The sequence below is a fragment of the Leclercia sp. Marseille-Q4284 genome, from assembly GCF_916618945.1.
Taxonomy (GTDB): Bacteria; Pseudomonadota; Gammaproteobacteria; order Enterobacterales; family Enterobacteriaceae; genus Enterobacter; species Enterobacter tamurae.
This window is the reverse complement of sequence record NZ_CAKAKG010000002.1, coordinates 202633-228249: the sequence shown is the minus strand read 5'-3', so window position 1 is coordinate 228249 and position 25617 is coordinate 202633. Positions and strand designations below refer to the sequence as shown.

At 57.2% G+C, this 25617-nt stretch carries 24 protein-coding genes and 1 other annotated feature; of the genes, 18 read left to right on the top strand and 6 right to left on the bottom strand.

Going from position 1 to position 25617, the window contains the following annotated elements; translation table 11 throughout:
* Positions 1-178: 178 nt before the first annotated feature.
* The 4 genes from deoC (at position 179) to deoD (ending at position 4526) form a co-directional block, all read left to right on the top strand.
* Positions 179-958: a deoxyribose-phosphate aldolase gene (deoC, locus tag LG383_RS15800; protein ID WP_225759614.1), complete on the top strand. Its 780-nt coding sequence runs from the start codon at positions 179-181 to the stop codon at positions 956-958.
* 123 nt (positions 959-1081) lie between these two features.
* Positions 1082-2404 (top strand): thymidine phosphorylase, encoded by a 1323-nt coding sequence (gene deoA / locus LG383_RS15795; protein ID WP_225759613.1) that lies wholly within the window; start codon positions 1082-1084, stop codon positions 2402-2404.
* 50 nt (positions 2405-2454) lie between these two features.
* Positions 2455-3678, top strand: a complete 1224-nt coding sequence (deoB, locus tag LG383_RS15790) for a phosphopentomutase (RefSeq protein ID WP_166181549.1) — start codon at positions 2455-2457, stop codon at positions 3676-3678.
* Between the two features lie 125 nt (positions 3679-3803).
* The gene (deoD, locus tag LG383_RS15785; RefSeq protein ID WP_010427122.1) at positions 3804-4526 is read left to right on the top strand and encodes a purine-nucleoside phosphorylase; all 723 of its coding nucleotides are present in this window, start codon (positions 3804-3806) and stop codon (positions 4524-4526) included.
* Between the two features lie 84 nt (positions 4527-4610).
* Here deoD and lplA read toward each other — a convergent pair whose 3' ends face one another.
* Entirely contained in the window at positions 4611-5627 is a 1017-nt protein-coding gene (gene lplA, locus LG383_RS15780; protein WP_106994157.1) for a lipoate--protein ligase LplA, read from the bottom strand.
* A gap of 39 nt (positions 5628-5666) precedes the next feature.
* Positions 5667-6311 (bottom strand): YtjB family periplasmic protein, encoded by a 645-nt coding sequence (locus LG383_RS15775; RefSeq protein ID WP_225759612.1) that lies wholly within the window; start codon positions 6309-6311, stop codon positions 5667-5669.
* Positions 6312-6432: 121 nt separating this feature from the next.
* Between LG383_RS15775 and serB the strand changes: the two genes are divergently transcribed.
* Genes serB through nadR form a run of 3 tightly spaced genes read left to right on the top strand, consistent with a single transcriptional unit; the run spans position 6433 to position 10066 of the window.
* Positions 6433-7401 (top strand): phosphoserine phosphatase, encoded by a 969-nt coding sequence (gene serB / locus LG383_RS15770; RefSeq protein ID WP_106994325.1) that lies wholly within the window; start codon positions 6433-6435, stop codon positions 7399-7401.
* Positions 7402-7412: 11 nt separating this feature from the next.
* Positions 7413-8798 carry a DNA repair protein RadA gene (gene radA, locus LG383_RS15765; protein ID WP_106994158.1) on the top strand — a complete coding sequence of 462 codons (1386 nt, stop codon included), beginning with the start codon at positions 7413-7415 and terminating at the stop codon, positions 8796-8798.
* 35 nt (positions 8799-8833) lie between these two features.
* Positions 8834-10066 carry a multifunctional transcriptional regulator/nicotinamide-nucleotide adenylyltransferase/ribosylnicotinamide kinase NadR gene (nadR, locus tag LG383_RS15760; protein WP_106994159.1) on the top strand — a complete coding sequence of 411 codons (1233 nt, stop codon included), beginning with the start codon at positions 8834-8836 and terminating at the stop codon, positions 10064-10066.
* A gap of 100 nt (positions 10067-10166) precedes the next feature.
* On the opposite strand, the gene ettA is transcribed toward nadR, so the two are convergent.
* Positions 10167-11834 (bottom strand): energy-dependent translational throttle protein EttA, encoded by a 1668-nt coding sequence (gene ettA / locus LG383_RS15755; protein WP_106994160.1) that lies wholly within the window; start codon positions 11832-11834, stop codon positions 10167-10169.
* A 220-nt stretch (positions 11835-12054) separates the two neighbouring features.
* Here ettA and sltY point away from each other — a divergent pair, with 220 nt between their 5' ends.
* A complete protein-coding gene (sltY, locus tag LG383_RS15750) occupies positions 12055-13992 on the top strand; it encodes a murein transglycosylase (protein ID WP_225759611.1) in 1938 nt (645 codons plus the stop codon).
* 56 nt (positions 13993-14048) lie between these two features.
* Complete coding sequence (gene trpR, locus LG383_RS15745; protein WP_106994162.1) at positions 14049-14378, top strand: trp operon repressor; 330 nt, start codon at positions 14049-14051, stop codon at positions 14376-14378.
* 30 nt (positions 14379-14408) lie between these two features.
* Here the strand turns inward: trpR and yjjX are convergent, their stop codons facing one another.
* A complete protein-coding gene (gene yjjX, locus LG383_RS15740) occupies positions 14409-14924 on the bottom strand; it encodes an inosine/xanthosine triphosphatase (protein WP_225759610.1) in 516 nt (171 codons plus the stop codon).
* A gap of 49 nt (positions 14925-14973) precedes the next feature.
* On the opposite strand from yjjX, the gene gpmB reads away from it, so the two are divergent.
* A complete protein-coding gene (gene gpmB / locus LG383_RS15735; protein ID WP_225759609.1) occupies positions 14974-15621 on the top strand; it encodes a 2,3-diphosphoglycerate-dependent phosphoglycerate mutase GpmB in 648 nt (215 codons plus the stop codon).
* On the opposite strand, the gene robA is transcribed toward gpmB, so the two are convergent.
* Positions 15618-16487 carry an MDR efflux pump AcrAB transcriptional activator RobA gene (gene robA, locus LG383_RS15730; RefSeq protein ID WP_106994164.1) on the bottom strand — a complete coding sequence of 290 codons (870 nt, stop codon included), beginning with the start codon at positions 16485-16487 and terminating at the stop codon, positions 15618-15620. The genes gpmB and robA overlap by 4 nt on opposite strands.
* Positions 16488-16701: 214 nt before the next feature.
* On the opposite strand from robA, the gene creA reads away from it, so the two are divergent.
* Genes creA through creD form a run of 4 tightly spaced genes read left to right on the top strand, consistent with a single transcriptional unit; the run spans position 16702 to position 20708 of the window.
* Positions 16702-17172 (top strand): protein CreA, encoded by a 471-nt coding sequence (creA, locus tag LG383_RS15725; RefSeq protein ID WP_106994165.1) that lies wholly within the window; start codon positions 16702-16704, stop codon positions 17170-17172.
* A 14-nt stretch (positions 17173-17186) separates the two neighbouring features.
* Positions 17187-17876, top strand: a complete 690-nt coding sequence (creB, locus tag LG383_RS15720; protein ID WP_225759608.1) for a two-component system response regulator CreB — start codon at positions 17187-17189, stop codon at positions 17874-17876.
* Positions 17876-19300 (top strand): two-component system sensor histidine kinase CreC, encoded by a 1425-nt coding sequence (gene creC / locus LG383_RS15715; protein WP_225759607.1) that lies wholly within the window; start codon positions 17876-17878, stop codon positions 19298-19300. The genes creB and creC overlap by 1 nt, the downstream gene beginning before the upstream one ends.
* Before the next feature lie 58 nt (positions 19301-19358).
* Positions 19359-20708 (top strand): cell envelope integrity protein CreD, encoded by a 1350-nt coding sequence (gene creD, locus LG383_RS15710; RefSeq protein ID WP_225759606.1) that lies wholly within the window; start codon positions 19359-19361, stop codon positions 20706-20708.
* Between the two features lie 44 nt (positions 20709-20752).
* On the opposite strand, the gene arcA is transcribed toward creD, so the two are convergent.
* Complete coding sequence (gene arcA, locus LG383_RS15705; protein ID WP_032616427.1) at positions 20753-21469, bottom strand: two-component system response regulator ArcA; 717 nt, start codon at positions 21467-21469, stop codon at positions 20753-20755.
* Positions 21470-21564: 95 nt separating this feature from the next.
* On the opposite strand from arcA, the gene yjjY reads away from it, so the two are divergent.
* From yjjY to thrA, 4 genes are all read left to right on the top strand, one after another.
* Positions 21565-21705 carry a protein YjjY gene (yjjY, locus tag LG383_RS15700; protein ID WP_001541509.1) on the top strand — a complete coding sequence of 47 codons (141 nt, stop codon included), beginning with the start codon at positions 21565-21567 and terminating at the stop codon, positions 21703-21705.
* Between the two features lie 399 nt (positions 21706-22104).
* On the top strand, positions 22105-22791 hold the full coding sequence (locus LG383_RS15695) for a tRNA/rRNA methyltransferase (RefSeq protein ID WP_225759605.1): 687 nt from the start codon (positions 22105-22107) through the stop codon (positions 22789-22791).
* Positions 22792-23003: 212 nt separating this feature from the next.
* Positions 23004-23072, top strand: a complete 69-nt coding sequence (gene thrL / locus LG383_RS15690; protein ID WP_103181027.1) for a thr operon leader peptide — start codon at positions 23004-23006, stop codon at positions 23070-23072.
* Positions 23011-23128 (top strand) — a sequence feature (Thr leader region). Its footprint overlaps the gene before it by 62 nt.
* A gap of 25 nt (positions 23129-23153) precedes the next feature.
* Positions 23154-25616 carry a bifunctional aspartate kinase/homoserine dehydrogenase I gene (gene thrA / locus LG383_RS15685; protein WP_225759604.1) on the top strand — a complete coding sequence of 821 codons (2463 nt, stop codon included), beginning with the start codon at positions 23154-23156 and terminating at the stop codon, positions 25614-25616.
* The last annotated feature ends 1 nt before the right edge of the window (position 25617 follow it).

Sequence of the window (25617 nt, the reverse complement as noted above, 5' to 3'; positions counted from 1 at the left end):
TGGCGCTTTAATCAGCAGTTGTAGCTAAATTATTTGAAGTTGATCTCATTACGGTTATGCAAATTTGTATGCGGATTTCCTTAACTGTGATGAATGTCGAAGTGAGAATGCGGGTGGATGTTAGAATACTCACAGACCCGCAAGGTAAAATTTTACGGCTATACGCCGGGAGAATGTTATGACCGATTTAACCGCAAGCAGCCTGCGCGCCCTGAAACTGATGGATCTGACCACCCTGAATGACGACGACACCAACGAGAAAGTGATCGCCCTGTGTCATCAGGCAAAAACCGCCGTGGGCAACACCGCGGCCGTCTGTATCTATCCGCGTTTCATTCCGATTGCGCGTAAAACGCTGAACGAGCAGGGTACGCCGGACGTGCGTATCGCCACTGTCACCAACTTCCCACACGGCAACGACGATATCGAGATCGCCCTGGCAGAGACCCGCGCCGCTATCGCTTACGGTGCCGATGAAGTGGACGTGGTCTTCCCGTATCGCGCGCTGATCGCCGGTAACGAGCAGATCGGTTTCGATCTGGTGAAAGCCTGCAAAGAAGCCTGCGCTGCGGCAAACGTGCTGCTGAAAGTGATCATCGAAACCGGCGAGCTGAAAGAAGAAGCGCTGATTCGTAAAGCGTCTGAAATCTCCATCAAAGCCGGTGCTGATTTCATTAAAACCTCTACCGGTAAAGTGCCGGTAAACGCCACTCCGGAAAGCGCTCGCATCATGATGGAAGTGATCCGCGATATGGGCGTGGAAAAAACCGTGGGCTTCAAACCGGCAGGCGGCGTGCGTACTGCGGAAGATGCGCAGCAGTTCCTGGCGATTGCCGACGAGCTGTTCGGTGCCGACTGGGCCGACTCCCGCCACTACCGCTTTGGCGCCTCCAGCCTGCTGGCCAGCCTGCTGAAAGCGCTGGGTCACGGCGACGGTAAGAGCGCAAGCAGCTACTAATAGCACTGTTCGCTGTAGGCCGGATAAGGCGTAGCCGCCATCCGGCGTTGTTCCGGTTCGCCGGGTGGCGCTACGCTTACCCGGCCTACGGTTAGCCTTCGACTAATTCCTCAGGGGGTTATTTTGTTTCTCGCACAAGAAATTATTCGTAAAAAACGTGATGGTCATGCTTTAAGCGACGAAGAGATCCGTTTCTTTATCAACGGCATTCGCGACAATACCATCTCTGAAGGGCAGATTGCGGCCCTGGCGATGACCATTTTCTTCCACGATATGGCGATGCCGGAGCGCGTGTCGCTGACCATGGCGATGCGGGATTCAGGGACCGTTCTGGACTGGAAGAGCCTTAACCTTAATGGCCCGATCGTGGATAAACACTCCACCGGCGGCGTGGGTGATGTTACCTCGCTGATGCTGGGCCCAATGGTCGCTGCCTGCGGCGGCTATATTCCAATGATCTCCGGGCGCGGCCTCGGCCATACCGGCGGCACGCTCGACAAACTGGAAGCCATCCCGGGCTTCGATATCTTCCCGGATGACAATCGCTTCCGCGACATTATTAAGGACGTGGGTGTGGCGATTATCGGCCAGACCAGCTCCCTTGCCCCGGCGGATAAGCGTTTTTACGCCACGCGTGACATTACCGCGACCGTCGACTCCATCCCGCTGATCACCGCCTCGATCCTCGCCAAGAAGCTGGCTGAAGGTCTGGATGCGCTGGTGATGGATGTCAAAGTGGGCAGCGGCGCCTTTATGCCGACCTATGAACTCTCTGCCCAGCTTGCCGAAGCGATCGTTGGCGTCTCCAACGGCGCAGGCGTGCGCACCACCGCGCTGCTCACCGACATGAACCAGGTCCTGGCCTCCAGCGCCGGTAACGCGGTCGAAGTACGTGAAGCGGTGCAGTTCCTGACCGGCGAATACCGTAATCCGCGTCTGCTCGATGTGACCATGGCGCTATGCGTTGAGATGCTGATCTCCGGCAACCTGGCGAAAGATGACGCCGACGCCCGCGCTAAACTGCAGGCGGTGCTGGATAACGGCAAAGCGGCCGAGATCTTTGGCCGGATGGTCGCCGCGCAGAAAGGCCCAACTGACTTCGTGGAAAATTACGCCAAATACCTGCCAACCGCGATGCTCAGCAAAGCGGTCTACGCGGATACCGAAGGCTTTGTCTCGGCAATGGACACCCGCGCGCTGGGTATGGCGGTGGTGTCGATGGGCGGCGGTCGTCGTCAGGCGTCGGATACCATTGATTACAGCGTCGGCTTCACCGACATGGCCCGTCTGGGCGACAGCGTTGACGGCCAACGTCCGCTGGCGGTGATCCACGCGAAAGATGAAAACAGCTGGCAGGATGCGGCGAAAGCCGTGAAGGCGGCCATTACTCTGGCAGATAAAGCGCCAGAAACCACGCCTTGCGTCTATCGTCGTATTACCGAATAGCGGTATACTGATCTGATCGCTTTTTTATAAGCACTGAGTACGGAGAACATATGAAACGTGCATTTATTATGGTGCTGGACTCATTCGGCATCGGCGCTACAGAAGACGCAGATCGCTTTGGTGACACAGGTGCAGATACCATGGGTCACATCGCAGAAGCCTGTGCAAAAGGCGAAGCGAACACCGGGCGTCAGGGCCCGCTGAATTTGCCAAACCTGACCCGTCTGGGTCTGGTGAAAGCCCACGAAGGCTCTACCGGCAACGTTGCTGCGGGTATGGATGGCAACGCGGAAGTGGTGGGCGCATACGCCTGGGCGCACGAGCTCTCTTCCGGGAAAGACACCCCGTCAGGTCACTGGGAAATCGCTGGTGTACCGGTTCTGTTCGACTGGGGCTACTTCTCTGACCACGAAAACAGCTTCCCGCAGGAGCTGCTGGATAAGCTGGTTGAGCGCGGCAACCTGCCGGGCTACCTTGGCAACTGCCACTCCTCCGGGACCGTGATCCTCGATCAGCTCGGCGAAGAGCATATGAAAACCGGGAAACCGATCTTCTATACCTCGGCTGACTCCGTGTTCCAGATTGCCTGCCACGAAGAGACCTTTGGCCTGGATCGTCTGTACGAGCTGTGCGAAATCGCCCGTGAAGAGCTGACCGAAGGCGGCTACAACATTGGCCGCGTGATCGCGCGTCCGTTTGTGGGTGACAAAGCGGGTAACTTCCAGCGTACCGGCAACCGTCACGACCTGGCCGTTGAGCCACCAGCACCAACCGTGTTGCAAAAACTGGTCGATGAGAAAGAGGGCCAGGTGGTTTCCGTCGGTAAAATTGCGGACATCTACGCCAACTGCGGTATCACCAAAAAAGTGAAAGCTACCGGTCTGGACGCGCTGTTTGACGCCACCGTGAAAGAGATGAAAGAAGCGGGCGACAACACCATCGTCTTCACCAACTTCGTGGACTTCGACTCCTCCTGGGGCCACCGTCGCGACGTTGCAGGCTACGCTGCGGGTCTGGAGCTGTTCGACCGCCGTCTGCCGGAGCTGATGGAGCTGGTAGGGGAAGATGACATTCTGATCCTGACCGCCGACCACGGCTGCGACCCGACCTGGACCGGTACCGACCACACCCGTGAGCACATTCCGGTGCTGGTGTACGGCCCGAAAGTGAAACCAGGCTCGCTGGGCCACCGTGAATCCTTCGCGGATATCGGCCAGACCATCGCGAAATACTTTGGTACGTCTGACATGGAATATGGCAAAGCCATGTTCTGATTTTGATGGGTGCGGCCTGATGCCCTCACCCCGACCCTCTCCCACAGGGAGAGGGAGAACATCATGTAGGCCGGGTAAGGCGCAGCCGCCACCCGGCAAAAACAACAATATAAAAGGATCTGAAGATGGCAACTCCTCACATTAATGCAGAGATGGGTGATTTCGCTGACGTCGTATTGATGCCGGGCGACCCGCTGCGCGCGAAGCACATCGCGGAAACTTTCCTCGAAGACGTGCGTGAAGTGAACAACGTTCGCGGCATGCTGGGCTTCACCGGGACCTATAAAGGCCGCAAAATTTCCGTAATGGGTCACGGCATGGGTATCCCATCCTGCTCCATCTACACCAAAGAGCTGATCACCGATTTCGGCGTGAAGAAAATCATCCGCGTGGGCTCCTGTGGCGCCGTGCGTATGGACGTTAAGCTGCGTGACATCGTGATCGGCATGGGTGCTTGCACCGATTCCAAAGTAAACCGTATGCGTTTCAAAGATCACGACTTCGCGGCGATTGCTGACTTCGGCATGGTACGTGACGCAGTTGACGCTGCCAAAGCGCTGGGCGTTGAAGCCCGCGTGGGTAACATCTTCTCTGCGGACCTGTTCTACGCGCCAGACGGCGGCGAGATGTTCGACGTGATGGAAAAATACGGCATCCTGGGCGTGGAAATGGAAGCGGCAGGCATCTACGGTGTGGCCGCTGAGTTCGGCGCGAAAGCCCTGACCATCTGCACCGTGTCTGACCATATCCGTACTCACGAGCAGACCACTGCCGCTGAGCGTCAGACCACCTTCAACGATATGATCAAAATCGCGCTGGAATCCGTTCTGCTGGGCGATAAAGAGTAAGTCCTGTCATGCTGGGTGGCGGCTTCGCCTTACCCGGCCTACAGTTTTTCAGGCCCGCTACGCGCAGCGTCAGCGGGCTTTTTATTATCTCACCGCCCGCGCAATCCAGGCCGACAGCTCCCGCAGCTCCATCTCCTGCTCCGGGAAATCGCCGATCAACGCATCACACGCTTGCTGCAGCATATCTGCCCGATACAGACAGCCCTGCAGACGGGCCGCAAGGGCTTCTAACGGGGCCGGATTCAGGCTGTCGGTAAAGACCTGCGTGCGGGTGATATGGCCCTTCTCGACGTCGAAGTGCAGTTCCACGCCGCCCCAGGTGAAACGCTCATCCAGCAGGTGCGAGAAGGCAGGGGCCTGACCGAAGTTCCACTCCCAGCTGCTCTGGCGGGCAAAGGTCTCGGCAAAGTTCGGCAGGTCCGGGGTCTTGTCCGGGGAGATCACTTCCGCTTCCACCCGTTCGCCATAGTGGGCAAAAAACGCCTCGCGGATCGCGTCGCAGATCTGCTCGTGGGTCACGCCCGGGAGCAGATCCACCAGATTGGCAACCCGTCCGCGCACGGAGGTAATGCCTTTGGCCTGCAGCTTTTTCTGGTCGGGATTGAGGTAGTTTGCCAGGCGGCTGAGATCGGCATTCAGCAGCAGGGTGCCGTGGTGAAAACCGCGGTCCAGGGTTTCGCGATAGGCCGAGCCGGAAACCTTCCGATCGCCTTCTGGCGTTTTCACCACCAGATCGTTGCGCCCGGACGCTTCCGCCGTGGCCCCCAGCGCCTGTAACGCGCTAAGCACAATGTTGGTGGAGATGGTTTTGTCGTACTCCGGCTTCCCGGCCATAAAGGTAAAACAGGTATTGCCGAGGTCGTGGAACACCGCGCCGCCGCCGCTGCTGCGACGCGCCAGGCGGACGTTGTCCTCTTCCATGCGTCGCGTGTTGCACTCTTTCCACGGATTTTGCGCCCGGCCAATGACCACCGTATCGGCGTTGCGCCACAGGAACAGCACCCGCTGCGTGGCGGGCATCTGGCGGAAGATGCACTCTTCCACCGCAAGGTTAAACCAGGGATCGTAAGAGTCAGAGATAAGCAGGCGTAACGTCGTCATGGCAAAGTTCCTTTTCTGAATCGTCTGGCTACTTTAACACTATTCCTTCTTCTCGCTCTCTTCCTCTTCCGGCACCGACCTGCTGGCGGTAAGCAGGAAAGGCGACTGCTGCCAGCGGGTGCGTTTGCCCTGCAGCAGCGTGCGGGTCAGGACCACGCCAATCGCCAGCGACAGCAGCAGCATCAGGCGCAGAATGTTGGTGGTGTTATCCACCTGCTTGGCCTCGGTGGCCAGAGTATGGGTGTCGAGGGTCAGACGCAGATAGCCGAGCGGGCCGTTTTTGCCCTGAATCGGCTCCACCAGCTGCTGGTTAAAGTAGCCGCCAGCTTTTTTACCATCCAGCGCCAGCCGATCACGTACTTCAACATGCTCGCCCGAACGCGCAATCAGCTCGCCTTCTTCATCATAGACACTGGCATCGAGGATCCGGCTCTCATCCGTCAGGATATGCAGGATCTGGCCGATACGTTTTTCATCCGGCGATTCGGTACGCATCAGGGGGGCGATGTTAAGCGACACCTGACGGGCCAGGGTGTGTGCCAGCTCTTCAAGCTGCGGGTTACGTTGTCGTTGATGATTCTGGCTGAACCAGGATGCGCCCTGCATCAGCGCCACTAACAGGGCGAGACAGGAGAGGACAATCACGGCACGATGAAGCCGGAATTTCAGTTTTGCACGAGCCATATTCCACCTGCTGAAAATTTTCGGGGTTAATGTTGCCAGAAGTGATGGTTACAAGGTAGCCTCATGCGTTATTTTCACCCCCTGGATACTTCCCGGCGCGAACGATTTTACAGGAGCTTTAATGCCAAACATTACCTGGTGCGACCTGCCCAACGATGTCTCTTTATGGCCAGGATTGCCGCTCTCATTAAGTGGTGATGAGGTAATGCCTCTGGACTACCATGCTGGCCGTAGCGGCTGGCTGCTGTATGGACGCGGCCTGGATAAACAGCAGTTAACCCAGTATCAAAGCAAGCTGGGTGCGGCGATGGTGATCGTGGCGGCCTGGTGCGTGGAAGACTATCAGGTCATTCGTCTGGCCGGCTCCCTGACCCAGCGCGCCACCCGTCTGGCGCACGACGCCGGGCTGGATGTGGCTCCGCTCGGTAAAATCCCGCATCTGAAAACCCCGGGACTGCTGGTGATGGACATGGACTCCACCGCCATTCAGATCGAGTGCATCGATGAGATCGCCAAACTGGCGGGTACCGGCGAGATGGTGGCCGAAGTGACCGAGCGTGCGATGCGCGGCGAGCTGGACTTCACTGCCAGCCTGAAACAGCGCGTGGCGACCCTGAAGGATGCCGACGCCAATATTCTTATGCAGGTGCGTGAAAAGTTGCCGCTGATGCCGGGCCTGGTGCAGCTGGTGCTGAAGCTGGAGACCCTGGGCTGGAAAGTGGCCATCGCCTCCGGCGGGTTCACCTTCTTTGCCGAGTATCTGCGCGACAAGCTGCGTCTGGATGCGGTGGTCGCCAACGAACTGGAGATCAGGGACGGGAAGCTGACCGGGAATGTGGTTGGCCAGATCGTTGATGCCCAGTTCAAGGCCAGCACCCTGACGCGTCTGGCGGAAAAATATGATATCCCGGTTGCCCAGACGGTGGCGATTGGCGACGGCGCGAACGATCTGCCGATGATTAAAGTGGCCGGGCTGGGCATTGCTTATCATGCTAAACCGACCGTGAATGAAAAGACGGAAGTCATTATCCGTCATGCTGACCTGATGGGGGTGTTCTGCATTCTCTCCGGCAGCGTGAATCAGAAATAAAGAGGTAAAACGTGGCGAAAGCTCCAAAACGCGCATTTGTCTGTAATGAATGTGGTGCGGATTATCCGCGCTGGCAGGGGCAGTGCAGCGCCTGTCATGCCTGGAACACCATCACCGAAGTGCGCGGAGTTGCCGCTTCACCCACCGTCGCCCGTAACGAGCGCCTGAGCGGTTACGCGGGCAACGCGGGCGTATCAAAAGTTCAGAAGCTCTCTGACATCAGCCTTGAAGCGCTGCCGCGCTTCTCCACCGGATTTAAAGAGTTTGACCGGGTGCTGGGGGGCGGCGTGGTACCGGGGAGCGCCATTCTGATCGGTGGTAGCCCGGGGGCCGGGAAATCAACCCTGCTGCTGCAAACCCTGTGCAAACTCGCGTCACAGATGAAAACGCTGTACGTCACCGGGGAGGAGTCGCTGCAGCAGGTGGCGATGCGCGCCCACCGCCTGGCGTTGCCGACCCAGGACCTGAATATGCTCTCCGAAACCAGCATCGAGCAGATCTGCATGATTGCTGAAGAAGAGCAGCCGAAGCTGATGGTGATCGACTCCATCCAGGTTATGCACATGGCCGACGTGCAGTCGTCGCCGGGCAGCGTCGCCCAGGTGCGTGAAACCGCAGCCTACCTGACGCGCTTCGCCAAAACGCGCGGGGTGGCGATCATCATGGTCGGCCACGTCACCAAAGATGGCGCGCTGGCCGGTCCGAAGGTGCTCGAGCACTGTATCGATTGCTCCGTGATGCTGGATGGCGATGCCGATACCCGTTTCCGTACCCTGCGCAGCCACAAAAACCGCTTCGGTGCGGTGAATGAGCTGGGCGTGTTTGCCATGACCGAGCAGGGGCTGCGTGAAGTCAGCAACCCGTCGGCCATCTTCTTAAGCCGCGGAGATGAAGTGACGTCCGGCAGCTCGGTGATGGTGGTCTGGGAAGGGACACGCCCGCTGCTGGTGGAGATTCAGGCGCTGGTCGATCATTCCATGATGGGCAACCCGCGTCGCGTGGCGGTAGGCCTCGAGCAAAACCGTCTGGCGATTTTGCTGGCGGTGCTGCACCGCCACGGCGGCCTGCAGATGGCGGATCAGGACGTGTTTGTGAACGTGGTCGGTGGGGTCAAAGTTACCGAAACCAGCGCCGACCTCGCGCTGCTGCTGGCGATGGTCTCCAGCCTGCGCGACCGTCCGTTACCACAGGATCTGGTGGTCTTTGGCGAAGTCGGGCTGGCCGGGGAGATCCGTCCGGTGCCGAGCGGCCAGGAGCGTATCTCCGAGGCGGCAAAACACGGCTTCCGCCGGGCGATTGTACCGGCAGCCAACGTGCCGAAAAAGCTGCCGGAAGGGATGACGGTTTTCCCCGTTAAAAAACTCTCTGATGCGCTAAGTGTCTTTGACGACTTATAATTACCTATTCGTTGTTGCAGGAGGCACCGTAATTTATGTCGTCATTTGACTATATCAAGACCGCTATCCGCCAGAAGGGCTGCACCTTGCAGCAGGTGGCGGAAGCCAGCGGTATGACCAAGGGCTATTTAAGCCAGCTGCTGAATGCCAAAATCAAAAGCCCCAGCGCGCAGAAGCTGGAAGCGCTGCATCGCTTTCTGGGGCTTGAGTTTCCGCGCATGCAAAAGAACATCGGCGTGGTATTCGGCAAGTTTTACCCGCTGCATACCGGGCATGTCTACCTGATCCAGCGCGCCTGTAGCCAGGTGGACGAACTGCATATCATCATGGGCTACGATGACACGCGCGACCGCGAGCTGTTCGAAGCCAGCGCCATGTCCCAGCAGCCGACCGTCTCTGACCGCCTGCGCTGGCTCTTGCAGACCTTCAAGTATCAGAAAAATATTCGTATTCATGCCTTTAATGAAGAGGGCATGGAACCTTATCCCCACGGCTGGGACGTGTGGAGCAACGGCATAAAAGCCTTTATGGAAGAGAAAGGGATCCAGCCTAACTGGATCTACACTTCTGAAGAGTCCGATGCCCTGCAATACCCTGAACATCTGGGAACGGAAACGGTGCTGATTGACCCTAAACGCACCTTTATGAACATCAGCGGGGCGCAGATCCGCGAAAACCCGTTCCGCTACTGGGAATACATCCCGACGGAAGTGAAGCCGTTCTTTGTACGTACCGTGGCGATCCTCGGCGGCGAGTCCAGCGGTAAATCGACGCTGGTCAACAAGCTGGCGAACATCTTCAACACCACCAGCGCCTGGGAGTATGGCCGGGATTATGTCTTCTCGCACCTCGGCGGGGATGAGATGGCGCTCCAGTATTCCGACTACGACAAGATTGCGCTGGGCCATGCCCAGTACATTGATTTCGCGGTCAAATACGCCAATAAAGTGGCCTTTGTCGATACCGACTTCGTCACTACTCAGGCGTTCTGTAAAAAGTACGAAGGGCGCGAGCACCCCTTTGTGCAGGCGCTGATCGACGAGTACCGCTTTGACCTGGTGATCCTGCTGGAGAACAATACTCCGTGGGTGGCGGACGGGATGCGCAGCCTGGGCAGCTCAGTGGATCGCAGAGAGTTCCAGACCATGCTGGTGGAGATGCTGGAAGCGAACAATATTGACTTTGTGCATGTGGAAGAGGCGGATTATGACGGCCGCTTCCTGCGCTGCGTGGAGCTGGTGAAAGAGATGATGGGGGAGAAGGGGTAGGGATAGGTCCTCGTGCGGCCTGATGCCCTCACCCTGGCCCTCTCCCACAGGGAGAGGGTACAAACACTAAAAACGGCAACCGAGGTTGCCGTTTTGCATTTTATTTCGAGATACGCTTGTACTTGATACGCTTCGGCTCCAGCGCGTCGGCGCCCAGCGTGCGTTTCTTGTACTCTTCGTACTCGGTGAAGTTACCTTCGAAGAACTCCACTTTACCTTCATCCTGGTAATCCAGAATGTGGGTCGCGATACGGTCGAGGAACCAACGGTCGTGGGAGATAACCATTGCGCAGCCCGGGAACTCCAGCATGGCGTTTTCCAGCGCACGCAGGGTTTCGATGTCCAGGTCGTTGGTCGGTTCATCGAGCAGCAACACGTTACCGCCAACCTGCAGCAGCTTGGCCAGGTGCAGACGACCACGCTCACCACCGGACAGTTCGCCCACGCGTTTACCCTGATCAACACCCTTGAAGTTGAAGCGGCCCACGTAGGCGCGGCTTGGCATCTCGGTGTTGCCGATACGCATGATATCCTGCCCGCCTGAGACTTCTTCCCACACGGTTTTGCTGTTATCCATCGCATCACGGAACTGGTCAACGGAGGCCAGCTTCACGGTTTCACCCAGGGTGATGGTGCCGCTGTCAGGGGCTTCCTGACCGGACATCATACGGAACAGCGTCGATTTACCCGCGCCGTTCGGACCGATGATGCCCACGATTGCGCCTTTCGGTACCGAGAAGCTCAGATCGTCGATCAGCACGCGGTCGCCGTAGGATTTACGCAGGTTGCTGACTTCCACCACTTTGTCACCCAGACGGGCTCCAGGTGGAATAAACAGTTCGTTGGTTTCGTTACGCTTCTGGTATTCGGCGTTGTTCAGCTCTTCAAAGCGTGCCAGACGGGCTTTGCCCTTAGACTGACGGCCTTTCGCGCCCTGACGAACCCACTCCAGCTCTTTCTCAATCGACTTACGGCGCGCCGCTTCCTGAGAAGCTTCCTGCGCCAGACGCTGATCTTTCTGCTCCAGCCAGGAGGAGTAGTTGCCTTCCCACGGAATACCTTCCCCGCGGTCCAGCTCGAGGATCCAGCCCGCTACGTTATCGAGGAAGTAACGGTCGTGGGTGATCGCCACCACGGTGCCTTCGAAGTCGTGCAGGAAGCGTTCCAGCCAGGCAACGGATTCCGCATCCAGGTGGTTCGTCGGTTCGTCGAGCAGCAGCATGTCTGGCTTTTCCAGCAGCAGACGGCACAGCGCGACGCGGCGGCGTTCACCCCCGGACAGTTTTTCAATTTTGGCATCCCAGTCTGGCAGACGCAGGGCATCGGCCGCGCGCTCCAGCTGCACGTTCAGGTTGTGACCGTCGTGTGCCTGGATGATCTCTTCAAACTTGCCCTGCTGAGCCGCGAGCTTGTCGAAGTCAGCATCCGGCTCGGCGTACTTCGCGTACACCTCATCCAGACCTTTCAGCGCGTTAACCACTTCGGCAACGGCTTCTTCGACGGACTCGCGAACGGTGTGCTCCGGGTTCAGCTTCGGTTCCTGCGGCAGGTAACCGATTTTAAGGCCAGGCTGTGGACGGGCTTCACCTTCGATGTCTGTATCGATGCCCGCCATGATGCGCAGCAAGGTGGACTTACCGGCACCGTTGAGACCCAGAACACCGATTTTTGCGCCCGGGAAGAAGCTCAGCGAGATATTTTTAAGAATATGACGTTTCGGCGGGACCACTTTGCCGACACGATGCATGGTATAAACGAATTGAGCCACGTTGGACTTCGCCTCTTTTATCGTGATGAGAATAGTGGCGAAGTGTAGCCTTTTTCCCTGCCTAATCCCAGCCATCGACGCCGGGAGTGTTAAAGCGCGCAAGAAAGGTAAAAATGTGTCCATGACGTGGCGCGTTAAGCGATGCCTGGTTAGCATAAGTTAATTACGCTTTTGCGCGGCAAGACGCTGCATTTAACGACGATTAACAGAGGACGAGCGTGTGGTAAAAGCCAAACAGGTGGCCTGGCAAGTGCTGGCTGCCAGCGTATGCGTGCTGACCATCAGCAGCGCGGCGCGAGCCGATTCACTGGATGAACAACGTAACCGCTATGCCCAGATCAAACAGGCATGGGATCAGCGGCAGATGGAGACGGTGCAGACCCTGATGCCGACGCTGAAAGACTATCCGCTGTATCCGTATCTGGAATACCGTCAGCTGACTGACGATCTGATGAACCAGCCGACCGTCACCGTCAAAAACTTTATTCAGGCCAACCCGACGCTGCCGCCCGCGCGTACCTTGCAGTCGCGCTTTGTGAACGAGCTGGCGCGTCGTGAAGACTGGCGTGGCCTGCTGGCCTTTAGCCCGGAGAAGCCTGGCACCACCGAAGCACAGTGTAACTACTACTACGCGAAGTGGGCGACGGGTCAGCAGGAAGAGGCCTGGAACGGTGCCAAAGAGCTGTGGCTGACCGGCAAAAGCCAGCCGAACGCCTGCGACTCGCTGTTTGGCGCCTGGCGCGCGTCCGGCAAGCAGGATCCGCTGGCCTATCTCGAGCGCATCCGTCTGGCGATGAAAGCGGGTAATACCCGTCTGGTGACCACCCTCGCCGGGCAGATGCCGCCGGAGTACCAGACCATCTCCAGCGCCCTGATTCAACTGGCGAACGATCCGAAGACGGTGATGGATTTTGCCCGCAACACCGGCGCTACCGATTTTACCCGTCAGATGGCGGCAGTGGCCTTTACCAGCGTGGCGCGGGATGACGTGGAAAACGCCCGGCTGATGATCCCGTCCCTGGCCCAGGCACAGCAGCTGAATGACGATCAGACCCAGGAGCTGCGCGATATCGTGGCATGGCGTCTGATGGGCAATGACCTTACCGACGAGCAGGCACGCTGGCGCGATGATGCCATCATGCGTTCAAACTCCACGTCGCTGGTAGAGCGCCGGGTGCGTATGGCGCTGGGCAACGGCGATCGCCGCGGCCTGAACACCTGGCTGGCACGTCTGCCGATGGAAGCCAAAGAGAAAGACGAGTGGCGCTACTGGCAGGCCGATCTCCTGCTGGAACGGGGACGAGAGGACGAGGCCAAATCGATCCTGCACGCCCTGATGCAGCAGCGTGGTTTCTATCCGATGGCGGCGGCTCAGCGCCTTGGCGAAGAGTACAGCCTTAAGATTGATAAAGCCCCGGCCGGCGTCAATGCGGCGCTGGTGAACGGGCCGGAGATGGCGCGGGTGCGTGAGCTGATGTACTGGAATCTGGATAACACCGCCCGCAGTGAATGGGCGAATCTGGTTACCAGCCGCACCGTAGATGAGAAAGCCCAGCTGGCGCGCTATGCCTTTGATAACCGCTGGTGGGATCTGAGCGTGCAGGCGACGATCGCCGGCAAGCTGTGGGATCATCTCGAAGAGCGTTTCCCGCTGGCCTATAACGATCTGTTCAAGCGCTACACCAGCGGGAAAGAGATTCCGCAGAGCTATGCGATGGCGATTGCCCGTCAGGAGAGCGCCTGGAACCCGAAAGTGCGCTCGCCGGTGGGGGCCAGCGGTCTGATGCAGGTGATGCCTGCCACCGCCGCCCATACGGTGAAGAAGTTTTCTATTCCGGGCTACAGCAGCCCATCGCAGCTGCTGGATCCGGAGACCAACATCAACATTGGCACCACCTATCTGCAGAGCGTCTACGACCAGTTCGGTCAGAACCGTATCTTCGCCTCGGCGGCCTATAACGCCGGTCCAGGACGGGTGCGCACCTGGCTTGGTAACAGCGCCGGACGCATCGACGCGGTGGCCTTTGTCGAGAGCATTCCGTTCTCGGAAACCCGCGGCTATGTGAAGAACGTGCTGGCGTATGATGCTTACTATCGCTACTTCATGGGAGAGAAAGATGCCCTGATGAGCGACAGTGAGTGGCAGCGACGTTACTGATCGGTGTGGGTTATGTTATGCTTGTACTCGTTTAAGAGTACAACAGGCGGCATAACATGACCCAGCATTCCCCATATTCATCGGCGATGGCCGAACAACGTCATCAGGAGTGGCTTCGTTTTGTGGAGCTGCTTCGTGCATCTTATGACCAGGATTTGCATCTGCCGCTGCTGCAGCTGATGCTCACCCCCGACGAGCGCGAGGCGCTGGGTACGCGGGTGCGGATCATCGAGGAGTTACTCCGCGGTGAGATGAGCCAGCGCGAACTGAAAAGCGAGCTGGGGGCAGGGATAGCGACTATCACCCGCGGATCGAACAGCCTGAAATCGGCGCCGGTTGAACTGCGCCACTGGCTCGAACAGGTATTGCTTGAGGGCAAACCGTAGGCCGGATAAGGCGCAGTCGCCATCCGGCAATTAACGGTAAATCGCGTTATGAAACGGGCTTAACGCCAGAATCACCGCCTGATGGTAAACGCTTGAGCGCGTCAGTGCCCCGGCGGTAAAGACGCCAATCGCCCCCTCTTTGCGACCAATCTCATCAATGCCCGTGTAGTGTGACATCACCGGGCCCAGCGCTTCACCTGCCCGCACTTTATCCAGGATCACTTCCGGCAGCGGCAGGGTGGCCGAGCGTGCCTCACCGCGCTGGTCGCGGCTCTCGATAACCACCCAGCTAAAGGTGGCCCCTTCGTCAATACCGGCTTCAATCGCTACCCAAAAGTCCGCATCAGGACAGGCGGCCCTGGCGTTAGCCACGCGGTTTCGTGCGCCAGCGCGCGTTTCCTCGCTGCCGAATGGTTGTTCCGGGACGCCGCTCTCGACGCTGACAGAGGCAATATGGCAGGATCCTTCGCCGAAGATCTCGTCAAATGCCCTTAGAATTGCCTGAATTTTGGCAGGATTAGTGGTAGCAGAGACAACCTGGTGCATAATTAAGCCTAACTCTAAAAATATCATCGCAGTATAACGGAAAAAAAGCATGTTACAGGTATACCTTGTTCGCCACGGTGAAACGCAGTGGAACGCCGAGCGACGTATTCAAGGCCAGTCAGACAGTCCACTCACGGCCAAGGGTGAGGAACAGGCCCGGCAGGTTGGCGAACGCGCCAGAACACTGGGCATCACTCACATCATCGCCAGCGATTTAGGTCGCACGCGGCGCACAGCAGAGATCATCGCGCAGGCCTGCGGCTGCGATGTCACTGTGGATGCCCGCCTGCGCGAGCTGGACATGGGGGTGCTGGAGAAGCGGCTTATCGATACCCTGACCGAAGAGGAAGAGGCATGGCGTCGTACGCTGGTTAACGGCTCTGAAGATGGCCGCATACCGGAAGGCGAATCGATGCTGGAGCTGAGCGAGCGTATGCACGCGGCGCTGGCGACCTGTCTGGAGCTGCCTGAGGGCAGTCGACCGCTGCTGGTGAGTCACGGTATGGCGCTGGGTTGCCTGGTCAGTACCATCCTCGGACTGCCTGCATGGGCTGAGCGTCGCCTGCGTCTGCGTAACTGCTCGCTTTCCCGCATCGATTATCAGCAGAGTCCGTGGCTGGCGTCAGGCTGGATTGTGGAGATGGCAGGGGATATCTCGCATCTCGATGCCCCTGCGTTAGATGAGCTACAGCGTTAACGGCGAACCGGAATCAGGTATTCGCAGCGCAAATCGATTGGGCGTTCATCCGGTTTAACATCCGTTGACGGATAGTAACGCTCAATATCCTGACCCTTTCTGCGATTCAGGTTCAGCATCGGCATGCAGGTACCGTACACCGTCATGATGAAGTCCTGTACGCCGGTGCCCAGCCCTTCATAGGTGAACATCACGTATTCCCCCCCTTCCACGACCACCGGTTTCGATCCCTGGATATAGCCGTTAGCCATCTCAGGCGTTAACGCCGTGGTGTAGAAGACCTCCTGCTCGTCATCTTTTTCCAGACTTGGACGCGTCTCGTTCAGGCCATACAGCAGCGGCGGAATGGCCGGGGCGTGGCTGAGGAAATCACGCCAGAACTGGACCCGCATCTGGTGACGGAACTCGGAGATCTGCTCCAGCGAGCAAGAGTAGCTTTGGGTGGTGCCGATCAGGTGGGTTTCCGGCAGGGTGACCATCTCGTGCTTCGGCATCTCGAATTCGCCCAGACGCAGCGGCGGGCGCATCCCGAATGAACTCCAGTCCGGCGAGCGACGATAGAGCGCAGGGGTCAACGAGAACTGTTTTTTGAACGCGCGGGTAAAGGTCTGCTGCGAATCAAAACGATACTGTAAGGCGATGTCCAGAATAGGACGCGCGGTCAGGCGAAGCGCCACGGCGGATTTGGAAAGTCGACGCGCGCGGATATAGGCGCCGATGGCGTGACCGGTGACATCCTTGAACATCCGTTGTAAATGCCACTTAGAATATCCCGCTTTTGCCGCCACATTATCAAGTGACAAAGGCTGGTCCAGATGGCCTTCCAGCCAGGTAAGAAGATCGCGAATAATTCCAGCCTGATCCATATACTATCCTCATCCTTAATACAGCAGACACCCTGCTAAACAGGTTAGCGGATAATAGCATTTTTTGATGTTTTAGCATTCAGTGTTTTTTTTGCGCTTAAATGCGCTTTGCCCTGCAATTAGGGGGGATATATTCTAATCCTGTGATCTGGCTACCTTTTTTCTCATCATTGTTGAATAATGACGCAATGTAATTTTCAAATATGGTAACAATATGAAATACAAGACATTGATCCTCACCACACTGCTTTTATTAACCGGACATGCCGCGCAGGCAGAAGAAATTGGTTCCGTTGATACCGTATTTAAGGTTTTCGGGCCTGACCATAAGATCGTTGTTGAAGCCTTTGACGATCCCGAAGTGAAAAACGTGACCTGCTATATCAGCCGGGCCAAAACCGGCGGCATTAAAGGCGGACTGGGGCTGGCGGAAGATACCTCCGATGCGGCGATCTCCTGCCAGCAGGTGGGGCCGGTTGAGCTGAGCGATAAGATTAAAAACGGCAAGTCGCAGGGCGAAGTGGTATTCCAGAAACGCACCTCGTTAGTGTTCAAAAAACTGCAGGTCGTGCGTTTCTATGATGCGAAGCGTAATACGCTGGCCTATCTGGCCTACTCGGATAAGGTCGTGGAGGGCTCGCCGAAAAATGCCCTCAGCGCGGTGCCGATCATGCCGTGGCATTAAATCAGGACTATCCCATGCAGCAACCCGTGGTCTGGCTGGTTGAAGACGAAATCAGTATCGCTGATACGCTGATCTACATGCTCCAGCAGGAGGGCTTTGCGGTAAAGGCCTTCGAACGCGGCCTGCCCGTGCTGGAAGAAGCGCGTCGGCAGATCCCGGCGCTTGCCATTCTGGATGTCGGCCTGCCGGACATCAGCGGCTTTGAGCTGTGTCGCCAGCTGCTGGCGCAGCATCCCGCGCTGCCGGTGCTGTTCCTGACCGCCCGCAGCGATGAGGTGGATAAATTGCTCGGGCTGGAGATTGGCGCGGATGATTACGTCGCCAAACCTTTTTCACCCCGGGAAGTGTGCGCCCGGGTGCGAACCATTTTACGGCGGATGCAAAAATCCGCCGCGCCGTCCGATATCGTTCGTATCGGCGAGTTTGAACTGAATGAGCCCGCCGCCCGCATCAGCTGGTACGGAGAGCCGCTGCAGCTGACGCGCTACGAGTTTCTGCTGCTCAAAACGCTGCTAAACGCGCCAGGCCGCGTCTATTCCCGCCAGCAGCTGATGGATAAAGTCTGGGGAGAGGAGGGCGATAGCTTCGATCGCACCGTGGACACCCATATCAAAACCCTGCGCGCCAAGCTGCGGGCGGTGAATGACCAGCTTTCCCCCATCAGCACTCACCGCGGCATGGGCTACAGCCTGGGACTGTATTAATGCGCATTGGCATGCGGCTGTTGCTGGGGTACTTCCTGATTGTGGCTATCGCGGCATGGTTTGTGCTGTCGATCTTTGTCCAGGAGGTGAAGCCCGGCGTGCGCAGGGCCACGGAAGGGACGCTGATCGACACCGCCACGCTGCTGGCCGAAGTCGGACGCGAGGATCTGCTCTCGGGTGATGCGCAGCAGGGCAGGCTGGCGCAGGCTTTTTCGCAGCTTCATCAGCGACCTTTTCGCGCCAATATCGGCGGCATTCACAAAGTGCGTAACGAATATCACGTCTACATGACCGATGCCCGTGGTCGGGTGGTGTTTGATTCCGCCGGGCTGGCGGTGGGCCAGGATTACTCGCGCTGGAACGATGTCTGGCTGACCTTGCGCGGTGAATATGGCGCCCGCAGCACCCCGGGCAACCCGGACGATCCTGAGAGTACGGTGATGTACGTGGCCGCGCCGGTGGTCGATCAGGGCAGGATTATCGGTGTACTGTCGGTCGGCAAACCCAACAGCGCGATGGCCCCGGTCATCAAGCGCAGCGAGCGGCGGATCCTGTGGGCCGGTGGGGCGCTGCTGGGTATTGCGTTGCTGATTGGTCTGGCGGTGGCCTGGTGGATCAATCGCTCAATTCACACCCTGTCGCGCTATGCCGACTCGGTCACCAGCGATACCCCGCTGCCGTTGCCCGATCCGGGAAGCAGCGAACTGCGCAAGCTGGCGCAGGCCCTGGAGAATATGCGTATTCGCCTTGAGGGGAAAAATTACATTGAACACTATGTTCACGCCCTCACCCACGAGCTGAAAAGCCCGCTGGCCGCGATTCGCGGCGCGGCGGAGATTCTGGCAGAACAGCCGCCGCCCCAGGTAGCTGCCCGCTTTATCGACAATATTCTGGTGCAAAATGCGCGCATGCAGTCGCTGGTGGAAAAGCTTCTCGCTCAGGCCCGGCTGGAAAATCGGGTAGAGATTGTTCCGGTGAGCGTCAGCGTTGACGCGCTCTTTACGCGGCTTGCCGATGCGCGGGCGGTAACGCTCGCAGCGAAAAATATCACCCTGACCCGTCAGCGCACGCCGTGCTGCGTGGCGGGCGATCCCGACCTGCTTGAGCAGGCGCTGGGTAACTTGCTGGACAATGCGATCGATTTCACCCCGCAGGGTGGGGCGATCCAGCTTGCGGCCACGGAAGACCACGGGCAGGTGAACATTACCGTGACCGACAGCGGCAGCGGGATCCCGGACTACGCCCTGGCGCGGATTTTTGAACGCTTCTATTCGCTCCCGCGGGAGAACGGGCTGAAAAGCAGCGGGCTCGGGCTGGCCTTTGTTCAGGAGGTGGCGCGTCTGCATCAGGGCAGTATTGATTTGCATAATCGGTCCGCCGGTGGCGTGACGGCTACGCTGACGCTTCACCGTCCCTTCACATAACTTCAAACTGGCCCCACATAGCGCAGTTAGGCTCTCCTCATCACAAAGGAGAGCCACTATGAAATCCCCCCTGTTCTGGAAAGTCAGCACCCTGTTGGGGTGCATCCTGCTGTTACTCGTCCCGCTGTTTATGGTGGGCAATCTGATTTCGGAGCGCGAGAGCTATCGCAACGAGGTCGAAAACACCCTGCGCCAAAGTACCAGTGGTCCACAGCAGCTGGTTGGCCCGCTTGTCGCCATTCCGGTGACGGAAACTTACTTCAAGGCTGAGGAGGGAAAGCTGGTTGAATATAAGAAGCGCTACATGCACTTCATCCTGCCTGAGTCGCTGCAGGTCAACGGTAATCAGCACGTTGAGTCGCGAAGCATCGGGATTTATGACGGGCAGATCTGGAATACCGAGCTAAAAATCAGCGCCCGATTTACGCTCGATGAACTGGATCAGCTGAAGGGTGAAACCATGACCCTCGGGAAACCCTTTATCGTGGTCGGCGTCGGGGATGCGCGAGGCATTGGCGCGGTCAGCGTTTCAAAAATCAATGGTGAGACGTTAAGCATCGAGCCGGGGGCGGGGGTTTACGGGACGTTATCCGGCATTCACATGCCGCTGAGTGATAAAGCCCTCGAGTCTAAAAGCTTCCCGCTGGAGATGTCTCTGAACCTGACCGGTACCGGCAGCTTTGCGGTGGTTCCGGTGGGACGTAATAGCGCCATGACCCTCAACAGCAACTGGCCGCATCCGGGTTTTATGGGCAATTACCTGCCGGTTAAACATCAGATTAGCGATTCCGGTTTCCAGGCTAACTGGCAGAGCAGCTGGTTCGCCAATAATCTCGGAGGCTGGTTAAACGACAACGATGTTCCTGAATGGAGTGCGATCCCGGCCTTTAGCGTCACGGTCGCGACCCCTGCGGATCAGTATCAGCTCACGGATCGCGCAATCAAGTACGCTATTCTGCTGATTGCCCTGACCTTTATGGCCTTCTTTGTCTTCGAAACCCTGACCGGGCTGCGCCTGCACCCGATGCAGTATCTGCTGGTCGGGCTGTCGCTGGTGCTGTTCTATCTGGTACTGCTGGCGTTGTCTGAGCATGTAGGCTTTACGCCCGCCTGGATTATTGCCAGCCTGGTGGGGGCGGTCATGAACGGTATTTACCTGCAGGCGGTGCTGAAAAGCTGGAAACGCAGCGGCATGTTTGTGCTGGCGTTGCTGGGGCTGGACGTGGTGATGTGGTTCCTGCTGCGATCGGAGGACAGTGCGCTGCTGCTGGGCTCAGCCGTGCTGGCGCTGGCCTTGTTCGCGGTGATGTATCTGACTCGTCACTTTGACTGGTACTCGCTTTCACAGCCAAAGCGTCCACAGCCACCGGCGGAACCGGATACAGAGGCGATGCGGTTATGGAAATAAAAAAACGGCGCGAAAGCGCCGTTTTTTATGGCCGATGTGCAGGATTACTCCTGCAGGTCACCGCAGAAACGATAGCCTTCACCGTGGATGGTGGCGATGATTTCCGGGGTATCCGGCGTGGATTCGAAGTGTTTACGAATACGGCGGATGGTGACATCAACGGTACGGTCGTGCGGCTTCAGCTCACGGCCGGTCATTTTTTTCAGCAGTTCTGCACGGGACTGGATCTTGCCCGGGTTTTCGCAGAAGTGCAGCATGGCGCGGAATTCACTGCGCGGCAGTTTGTACTGGTCACCCTGTGGGCTCACCAGAGAACGGCTATTAATATCAAGTTCCCAGCCGTTGAATTTGTAGCTGTCTACGCTACGACGCTCTTCGCTGACCGTGCCCAGATTCATGGTACGGGACAGCAGATTGCGGGCACGAATGGTTAACTCGCGAGGGTTAAACGGTTTGGTGATGTAGTCATCCGCACCGATTTCCAGGCCAAGAATTTTATCAACTTCATTGTCGCGGCCGGTCAGGAACATTAACGCAACGTTCGCCTGCTCACGCAGTTCGCGCGCCAGCAGAAGGCCGTTTTTACCCGGCAGGTTAATGTCCATGATGACCAGGTTGATATCATTTTCAGAAAGGATCTGATGCATCTCTGCGCCATCGGTCGCTTCAAAGACATCGTAGCCTTCTGCTTCGAAAATGCTCTTTAACGTGTTGCGTGTTACCAACTCGTCTTCAACGATAAGAATGTGCGGGGTCTGCATGTTTGCTACCTAAATTGCCAACTAAATCGAAACAGGAAGTACAAAAGTCCCTGACCTGCCTGATACATGCCACAAATTAACATGACCGGCGTAACGTGACTAAAGTACGTAATTGCGTTCTTGATGCACTTTCCATCAACGTCAACAACATCATTAGCTTGGTCGTGGGTACTTTCCCTCTGGACCCGACAGTGTCAAAAACGGCTGTCATCCTAACCATTTTAACAGCAACATAACAGGTTAAGAGACGCCGGACACCCAATAAAACTACGCTTCGTTGACATATATCAAATTCAATTGTAGCACGTTAACAGTTTGATGAAATCATCGTAGCCGTTTGCTAGCCTTTGTCACATTTTTTCAATAAACCAACCAGTTGCGTTCATTGATTAATAAACAAGGCGAATCCAATGTCAACACCCGGCGCAGGAATGCAATATCATTATTAAACATGGGGATAAGTGCTATTCTTTAACATTATCGCGTAAAGTTCATTCCTGAAATAGTTTAGCGATTTTAATTTGTAGTGAAACGCTATTTCGGTGATTTGTGTTGCAATTTTGTAAATTCGTGCTGCGTAATATGATGATGTCCATCACATTTTTATCGGCTAACTGCCTAAAAAGAGAGCATAAATGCATTTGTCAATCGTACTGGTATCCCCCGCAAGAGCAGAAAACATCGGTGCCGCTGCACGCGCCATGAAGACCATGGGGTTTACTGATTTACGTATCGTTGCCAGTGACGCCCATAACGATCCGGCGGCGCGGCGTGTGGCGCACGGTTCGGGAGATATTCTCGATAATTTAACCACTTATGAAACGCTGGCGGACGCGCTGCACGATATTTCGTTTACGGTCGCCACCACGGCCCGCGGCCGTTCGAAGTTCCATTACTACGCCACGCCGGCTGAGCTGGTGCCGCTGATGGCAGAGAAAAGTCAGTGGATGCCGAAAATGGCGCTGGTGTTTGGCCGCGAAGATTCCGGCCTGACCAACGACGAACTGGCCCTGGCGGATGTGTTGACCGGCGTGCCGATGGTGGCGGATTACCCGTCGCTGAATTTAGGCCAGGCGGTAATGGTCTATTGCTATCAATTAGCCTCTCTGATGCAAATGCCGGTTGCCCCGGCGGCGGAGGTAGATGAAAACCAGCTTGCTGCGTTACGTGCGCGCACCGATCGTTTGCTGACGACGTTGGATGTCGCTGACGACCAAAAAATGGTGGAGTGGCTACAGCAGCGGTTGGGTCTGTTAGCGCAGCGAGACACGGCAATGTTGCACCGATTGCTGCACGATATCGAAAAAAAGCTGGCAGAGTAAACGTCTGTCATAACTTTTTATTATGGTTAATTATTCCAGAATATGGATTGCATGCGGCCCGATCCGGGCAGAAATAAAATCTCAGACAGTGAGACCTGACAGGGTCGGGAAAGGCGCTTAAATCAGAAATTCGTTGACTTAGCGGCACGTATGCTTTAACCAATATAGGTAGACAGCACAGACAGATAATAATGACAGAGTACACAACATCCATGAAACGCATCAGCATCACCACCATTACCACAACCATCATCATTACCACAGGTAACGGTGCGGGCTGACGCGTACAGGAAAGAAAGAAAAAAGCCCGCACCTGAACAGTGCGGGCTTTTTTTTCGGCTAAAGATTACGAGGTAACAACCATGCGAGTGTTGAAGTTCGGCGGTACATCAGTGGCAAATGCAGAACGATTTCTGCGTGTTGCCGACATCCTGGAGAGCAATGCCAGGCAGGGGCAGGTGGCGACGGTACTCTCTGCCCCGGCTAAAATTACCAACCACCTGGTGGCGATGATTGAAAAAACCATCGGGGGTCAGGATGCACTGGTGAACATCAGCGACGCAGAGCAGATCTTTGCTAACCTGCTGCAGGGCCTGGCGGATGCCCAACCTGGTTTTCCGCATGCCCAGCTGAAAGCTTTTGTTGAACAAGAGTTTGCCCAGATTAAACACGTCTTGCATGGTATCAGCCTGTTGGGGCAGTGCCCGGACAGCATTAACGCGGCGCTGATCTGCCGCGGTGAAAAACTCTCCATCGCCATCATGGCGGGTCTGCTGGAAGCGCGTGGCCATAACGTCACGGTGATCGATCCCGTCGAAAAACTGCTCGCTGTTGGCCACTACCTCGAATCTACCGTAGATATTGCCGAATCTACCCGTCGCATTGCGGCAGGAAAAATTCCTGCTGACCATATGATCCTGATGGCGGGCTTCACCGCCGGGAATGAAAAAGGGGAGCTGGTGGTGTTGGGCCGTAACGGCTCCGACTACTCTGCCGCCGTGCTGGCCGCCTGTCTGCGCGCCGACTGCTGCGAAATCTGGACCGACGTCGATGGCGTTTATACCTGCGACCCGCGTCAGGTGCCGGATGCCCGCCTGCTGAAGTCGATGTCTTATCAGGAGGCGATGGAGCTCTCCTACTTCGGCGCTAAAGTGCTGCACCCTCGTACCATTGCCCCTATCGCCCAGTTCCAGATCCCCTGCCTGATTAAAAATACCGGCAATCCGCAGGCGCCAGGCACGCTGATTGGTGCCAGCAATAACGACGATGGCCTGCCGGTTAAAGGCATCTCCAATCTCAACAATATGGCGATGTTCAACGTCTCCGGTCCGGGCATGAAAGGCATGGTGGGGATGGCGGCACGCGTGTTCGCCGCCATGTCACGCAACGGTATTTCGGTGGTGTTGATCACTCAGTCCTCCTCCGAATACAGCATCAGCTTCTGCGTTCCGCAGGTGGACTGCCTGCGTGCCCGCCGGGCGCTGGAAGAAGAGTTCTATCTCGAGCTGAAAGAAGAGCTACTGGAGCCGATGGCTATCCAGGAGCATCTGGCGATCATCTCCGTAGTCGGGGACGGCATGCGCACGCTGCGCGGCATCTCGGCGAAATTCTTTGCGGCGCTGGCGCGGGCGAACATCAATATTGTCGCCATCGCCCAGGGATCGTCAGAGCGCTCCATCTCCGTGGTGGTGAATAACGACGACGCCACCACTGGCGTGCGCGTCACCCATCAGATGTTGTTCAACACCGATCAGGTGATTGAAGTGTTCCTGATTGGCGTCGGCGGCGTGGGTGGGGCGTTGCTGGAGCAGCTCAAGCGTCAGCAGGAGTGGCTCAAGAAGAAGCATATCGATCTGCGCGTCTGCGGTATTGCGAACTCAAAAGCGCTGCTGACCAACGTTCACGGGCTGAGCCTGGAGAACTGGCAGGCAGAACTGGCGGAGGCGAAAGAGCCGTTTAATCTCGGCCGCCTGATCCGTCTGGTGAAAGAGTACCATCTGCTGAACCCGGTGATTGTCGACTGTACGTCGCACCAGGCGGTGGCCGATCAGTATGCCGACTTCCTGCGCGAAGGCTTCCACGTGGTCACGCCGAACAAAAAGGCCAACACCTCGTCGATGGATTACTACCATCAGATGCGCCACGCGGCGGCGAAATCCCGCCGTAAGTTCCTTTACGACACCAACGTTGGCGCCGGGCTGCCGGTTATCGAAAACCTGCAAAACCTGCTTAATGCCGGGGATGAACTGCAGCGTTTCTCCGGCATCTTGTCGGGCTCCCTCTCTTTTATCTTCGGCAAGCTGGACGAAGGCATGAGCCTGTCGGAAGCGACCAACGTAGCACGCGAGCTGGGCTACACCGAGCCCGATCCGCGTGACGACCTCTCCGGCACCGACGTGGCGCGTAAGCTGCTGATCCTCGCCCGCGAAACGGGCCGGGAGCTGGAGCTGTCGGATATCGTGATCGAACCGGTGCTGCCGGAAAGTTTTGACGATTCCGGGGATGTGGCGACCTTTATGTCCCGGCTGCCGCAGCTGGACGATGCCTTCGCGGCCCGGGTCGCAAAAGCCCGTGATGAAGGGAAGGTATTGCGCTATGTTGGCAACATTGAAGAAGACGGCGTCTGCCGGGTGAAGATGGCGGCGGTAGACGGTAACGATCCGCTGTACAAAGTGAAAAATGGCGAAAACGCCCTCGCGTTTTACAGCCACTATTATCAGCCACTGCCGTTGGTCCTTCGCGGCTATGGCGCAGGGAATGATGTGACGGCGGCGGGCGTGTTTGCCGATCTGCTGCGTACCCTGTCATGGAAGTTAGGAGTTTAAC

Excerpts from the sequence above, each read along its gene's own strand:
- deoC (WP_225759614.1), top strand. The coding sequence starts at position 179 with ATGACCGATTTAACCGCAAGCAGCCTGCGCGCCCTGAAACTGATGGAT.
- deoB (WP_166181549.1), top strand. The coding sequence starts at position 2,455 with ATGAAACGTGCATTTATTATGGTGCTGGACTCATTCGGCATCGGCGCT.
- deoD (WP_010427122.1), top strand. The coding sequence starts at position 3,804 with ATGGCAACTCCTCACATTAATGCAGAGATGGGTGATTTCGCTGACGTC.
- lplA (WP_106994157.1), bottom strand. The coding sequence starts at position 5,627 with ATGACGACGTTACGCCTGCTTATCTCTGACTCTTACGATCCCTGGTTT.
- LG383_RS15775 (WP_225759612.1), bottom strand. The coding sequence starts at position 6,311 with ATGGCTCGTGCAAAACTGAAATTCCGGCTTCATCGTGCCGTGATTGTC.
- serB (WP_106994325.1), top strand. The coding sequence starts at position 6,433 with ATGCCAAACATTACCTGGTGCGACCTGCCCAACGATGTCTCTTTATGG.
- nadR (WP_106994159.1), top strand. The coding sequence starts at position 8,834 with ATGTCGTCATTTGACTATATCAAGACCGCTATCCGCCAGAAGGGCTGC.
- trpR (WP_106994162.1), top strand. The coding sequence starts at position 14,049 with ATGACCCAGCATTCCCCATATTCATCGGCGATGGCCGAACAACGTCAT.
- yjjX (WP_225759610.1), bottom strand. The coding sequence starts at position 14,924 with ATGCACCAGGTTGTCTCTGCTACCACTAATCCTGCCAAAATTCAGGCA.
- gpmB (WP_225759609.1), top strand. The coding sequence starts at position 14,974 with ATGTTACAGGTATACCTTGTTCGCCACGGTGAAACGCAGTGGAACGCC.
- robA (WP_106994164.1), bottom strand. The coding sequence starts at position 16,487 with ATGGATCAGGCTGGAATTATTCGCGATCTTCTTACCTGGCTGGAAGGC.
- creA (WP_106994165.1), top strand. The coding sequence starts at position 16,702 with ATGAAATACAAGACATTGATCCTCACCACACTGCTTTTATTAACCGGA.
- creB (WP_225759608.1), top strand. The coding sequence starts at position 17,187 with ATGCAGCAACCCGTGGTCTGGCTGGTTGAAGACGAAATCAGTATCGCT.
- creC (WP_225759607.1), top strand. The coding sequence starts at position 17,876 with ATGCGCATTGGCATGCGGCTGTTGCTGGGGTACTTCCTGATTGTGGCT.
- creD (WP_225759606.1), top strand. The coding sequence starts at position 19,359 with ATGAAATCCCCCCTGTTCTGGAAAGTCAGCACCCTGTTGGGGTGCATC.
- arcA (WP_032616427.1), bottom strand. The coding sequence starts at position 21,469 with ATGCAGACCCCGCACATTCTTATCGTTGAAGACGAGTTGGTAACACGC.
- LG383_RS15695 (WP_225759605.1), top strand. The coding sequence starts at position 22,105 with ATGCATTTGTCAATCGTACTGGTATCCCCCGCAAGAGCAGAAAACATC.
- thrA (WP_225759604.1), top strand. The coding sequence starts at position 23,154 with ATGCGAGTGTTGAAGTTCGGCGGTACATCAGTGGCAAATGCAGAACGA.